Below are 3,819 nucleotides of genomic sequence, written 5' to 3'. Positions count from 1 at the left end.
CACCCACGCCCGCTCCCCCTTCCGCACCCGCGCCTTCCCCCGGCGGCAACACCGTCCTCCTCGCGGTCATCGCCCTGTGCACCGCCGTGACCGCCGCGAACATCTACCTCGCGGCCCCGCTCCTCGGCCTCATCGCCCGCGACTTCGGCGCCGCGCCCTCCGCGGCCGGCTGGATCGCCTCCGTGGCCCAGCTCGGTTACGCCATCGGCCTGCTGGCCTTCGCCCCGCTCGGGGACACCGCCGACCGCCGCCGCCTGGTGGCCGTGCTGTCGGCGGTCGCCGGGGCGGCCCTCGTCGCGGCGGCCTTCGCGCCCGGCCTGCCCGCGCTGGCCGCGGCCGTCCTGGTGGCCTGCGCCGCGACGGTCGTACCGCAGCTGCTGGTTCCGCTGGTCGCCGAGCGGGCGCCCGCCGACCGGCGCGGGCGGCACGTGGCCGCGGTCGTGGCGGGGCTGTTCACCGGCATCGTCGCGGCCCGCGTCCTCGGCTCCCTCGCCGGGCAGGCGTACGGCTGGCGCGCCGTCTTCCTCGGCGCCGCCGCGCTCACCGTCGCGATCGGCCTGCTGACCGCCGTGCTGCTCCCGGCCGAGACGCGCCCGCGCCGCGCCGCCCAGCCGCTCAAGGCCGTCGCCGCTCTGCCGGGCCTGCTGCGCCGCTCCCCCGAATTGCGGGCCGCGTGCCTGCGCCAGGCCGGCCTCTTCGGCGCCTGGAGCTCCCTGTGGACGACGCTCGCCCTGCTGCTGACCGCGGACGGGCCGTTCCACCTGTCCACGGCGACCGCGGGTCTCTTCGGCCTGTTCGGCCTGGTCTCCACCGCCGTCGCCCCCGTGTCGGGCGCGCTCATCGACCGCTTCGGCGCGACCCGCGTCGTCACCACGGCCTACGTCCTCACGGCCCTCTCGCTGCCGCTGTTCTGGCTCGGCGGGCACCGGCTGTGGGCGCTGTGCGCGGCGGCCGTGCTGATCCACGCGGGCCTGATGGCCGGCCAGGTCGCCAACCAGACCCGGGCGCTGGCCTCGACGGGCACCCCGGCGGCGGCCAACACCGCCTACGTCGTCACCGCGTTCGTCGGCGGTGCGAGCGCTTCCGCCCTGGCGGGCCCGGCCTACGCCCACTGGGGCTGGAACGGCGTCTGCGTGATCGCGGTGGCGGCCGTGGCGGTGGGCTGGGCCGGCAGCGCGCTGGTGGGCGGCAAGCGCGGCACGGAGCGCTGACTCCGAACCCGAACACCGAACACCGAACGCCGAACGCCGGGCGGGGGGCCTCATCGGCGGCTCCCCGCCCGGCGTCCTGCTTCCGCAGTCCGGGCCAGGTCAGGTCACGTCAGGTCAGGTCAGGTCACGTCACCCGCCCAGGACGGTGACCTCCAGCTCCCCCTCCGCGTACTGCTTGCGGAGCACCTTCTTGTCGAACTTGCCCACCGACGTCTTCGGCACGGTCGCGACCCGCGCCCACCGCTCGGGCAGCTGCCAGCGCGCCACCCGCTCGCCGAGGAACGCCCGCAGCGCCTCGTAGTCGGCGGACTCGCCGTCCTTGAGGACCACGGTGGCGAGCGGGCGCTCGCCCCACTTCTCGTCCGGGACGGCCACGACGGCCGCCTCCGCGACGTCCGGGTGGGCCATCAGGTGGTTCTCCAGCTCGACGGAGGAGATCCACTCGCCGCCCGACTTGATCACGTCCTTGGCGCGGTCGGTGAGGGTGAGGAAGCCGTCGGACGTGATCGTGCCGACGTCGCCCGTACGCAGCCAGCCGTCGGGGCTGAACTTGTCCTCCGGCCGGACGGGCTCGCCGGCGGCGCCGCCGTAGTACGCGCCCGCGATCCAGGGCCCGCGGACCTCCAGCTCACCGGCCGACTCCCCGTCCCACGGCAGGAACTCCCCGCCGGGGCCGGCGAGCCGGGCCTCCACGGAGGAGGGCAGCCGGCCCTGGGTGATGCGGTAGGGCCACTCCTCCTCCTCGCTCAGACCGGCCGGCGGGTAGGCGACCGAGCCCAGCGGCGAGGTCTCCGTCATGCCCCACGCCTGGACGAGCCGCACGCCGTGACGCTCGTGGAAGCCGCGCATCATCGCGGGCGGAGCGGCCGAGCCGCCGCTGATGACCGTGCGCAGCGAGGACAGGTCCCGCGGCCGCGCGTCGAGCTCGGCGAGCAGGCCCGCCCAGATCGTGGGGACGCCCGCGGACACCGTGGGCCGCTCGGTGGCGATCATCTCGGCGAGCGGCGCGGGCTGCAGGAAGCGGTCGGGCATCAGCAGGGACGTTCCTGCCATGAAGGCGGCGTGCGGCAGGCCCCAGGCGTTCACGTGAAACATCGGCACCACGGGCAGGCAGGTGTCGGCCGGGGTCAGGCCGAAGGCCGAGGCGGCGTTGACCTCCATGGCGTGGAGGTAGACGGAGCGGTGGCTGTAGAGGACGCCCTTGGGCTCGCCGGTGGTGCCGGAGGTGTAGCAGAGGGCGGCGGCCTGCCGCTCGTCGAGCTCCGGCCAGTCGAAGCCGGCCACGGGTCGGCCCGCGAGCAGCTCCTCGTACTCGTGCACGCGCGGGCGGCAGCCCTCCAGCGCCGAGCGGTCGCCCGGGCCCGAGACGATCACGTGCTCGACCGAGCCGAGGTGCGGCAGGAGCGGCGCGAGCAGCGGCAGCAGCGAGCCGTTGACGATGATCACGCGGTCGGCGGCGTGGTTGACGATGAAGGCGAGCTGCTCGACGGGCAGCCGCAGGTTCAGCGTGTGCAGGACGGCGCCCATGGAGGGGATGGCGAGATACGCCTCCAGGTGGTCGCTGTTGTTCCACATGAGCGTGGCGACGCGCTGGTCGCCGACCACCCCGAGCTCGTCGCGGAGCGCGTGGGCCAGCTGCACGGACCGCTCGGCGACCTCGCGGAAACTGTGCCGCAGCGGCTCACCGTCCCCGGTCCAGGTGGTCACCGTGGCTCCCCCGTGCACCAGCGCGCCATGGGCGAGGATGCGCGTGACTGTGAGCGGTACGTCCTGCATCGTGCTCTGCACCGGGGTCCTCCCGAAGACCTGGTACGGCGGGTGGTCGTCCGCTGATTGTGCTGGGGTATCTCGCGGTAAGTCACTACCCCGGACGCCCCGCGGCGAGCGCTTTCCGTCACGCCGTGCAGCACCCGGCGGCACCCGGGCGGTGCCCGGCCGCGCCCGGCCCGTCACGCCGCGCAGGCGAGCTCCGGGTCCTCGCGGAGCTTCCCGAGCGCCCGGGAGACGGCGCTCTTGACCGTGCCGACGGAGACGCCGAGCAGTTCGGCGGTCTGCACCTCGGTGAGGTCCTCGTAATACCTGAGGACGACCATGGCCCGCTGCCGCGCCGGCAGCCGCAGTACGGCCCGCCACATCGCGTCGCGCAGCGCCTGCTGCTCGGCGGGGTCCGCCGAGGGGGCCGCCTCGCGCTCGGGCAGCTCGTCGTAGGGGAACTCCTCGACCTTGCGCTTGCGCCACTGCGAGGTGCGGGTGTTGACCAGGGCCCGGCGCACGTAGCCGTCCAGGGCCCGGTGGTCCTCTATGCGCTCCCAGGCCAGGTACGTCTTGGTGAGCGCGGTCTGCAGCAGGTCCTCCGCGTCGCACGGGTTCGAGGTCAGAGAACGGGCGGTGCGCTGCAGCACCGGACCGCGTGCCCGTACGTAGGAGGAGAACGACGGGTACACGGCGGTGGATGCGCTGGTGCACACAGGCGTCGTGGTTGCTGTCATGCTTCAACGCTAGGAGCGCACCCGTACCCGGCGGATCGGCCGCAGGTGCCGAAGGACGGTCCGCCTCAGGTCGTACAGGTGGGGCTGGCCCCACCTCCCGGAGGGGGAGGGGTATGGGG

The 3,819-nt window shown here is 74.5% G+C and carries 3 protein-coding genes; 1 reads left to right on the top strand and 2 read right to left on the bottom strand.

From position 1 onward, the window contains the following. A partial coding sequence (locus ACSNOG_RS32045) for an MFS transporter (RefSeq protein ID WP_436756216.1) occupies positions 1-1,211 on the top strand: 1,211 nt, incomplete at its 5' end. Positions 1,212-1,340: 129 nt separating this feature from the next. Here the strand turns inward: ACSNOG_RS32045 and ACSNOG_RS32040 are convergent. Both ACSNOG_RS32040 and ACSNOG_RS32035 read right to left on the bottom strand, forming a co-directional pair. Next, positions 1,341-2,999, bottom strand: a complete 1,659-nt coding sequence (locus tag ACSNOG_RS32040; protein ID WP_436756215.1) for a long-chain fatty acid--CoA ligase — start codon at positions 2,997-2,999, stop codon at positions 1,341-1,343. A 161-nt stretch (positions 3,000-3,160) separates the two neighbouring features. Beyond that, positions 3,161-3,700 carry a SigE family RNA polymerase sigma factor gene (locus ACSNOG_RS32035; protein WP_436756214.1) on the bottom strand — a complete coding sequence of 180 codons (540 nt, stop codon included), beginning with the start codon at positions 3,698-3,700 and terminating at the stop codon, positions 3,161-3,163. Positions 3,701-3,819 lie beyond the last annotated feature (119 nt).

The sequence above is a fragment of the Streptomyces sp. URMC 124 genome, from assembly GCF_051386455.1.
Classification (GTDB): Bacteria; Actinomycetota; Actinomycetes; order Streptomycetales; family Streptomycetaceae; genus Streptomyces.
The sequence above is the reverse complement of the archived record's forward strand: the minus strand, read 5'-3'. Positions and strand labels throughout refer to the sequence as shown.

Excerpts from the sequence above, each read along its gene's own strand:
- ACSNOG_RS32035 (WP_436756214.1), bottom strand. The coding sequence starts at position 3,700 with ATGACAGCAACCACGACGCCTGTGTGCACCAGCGCATCCACCGCCGTG.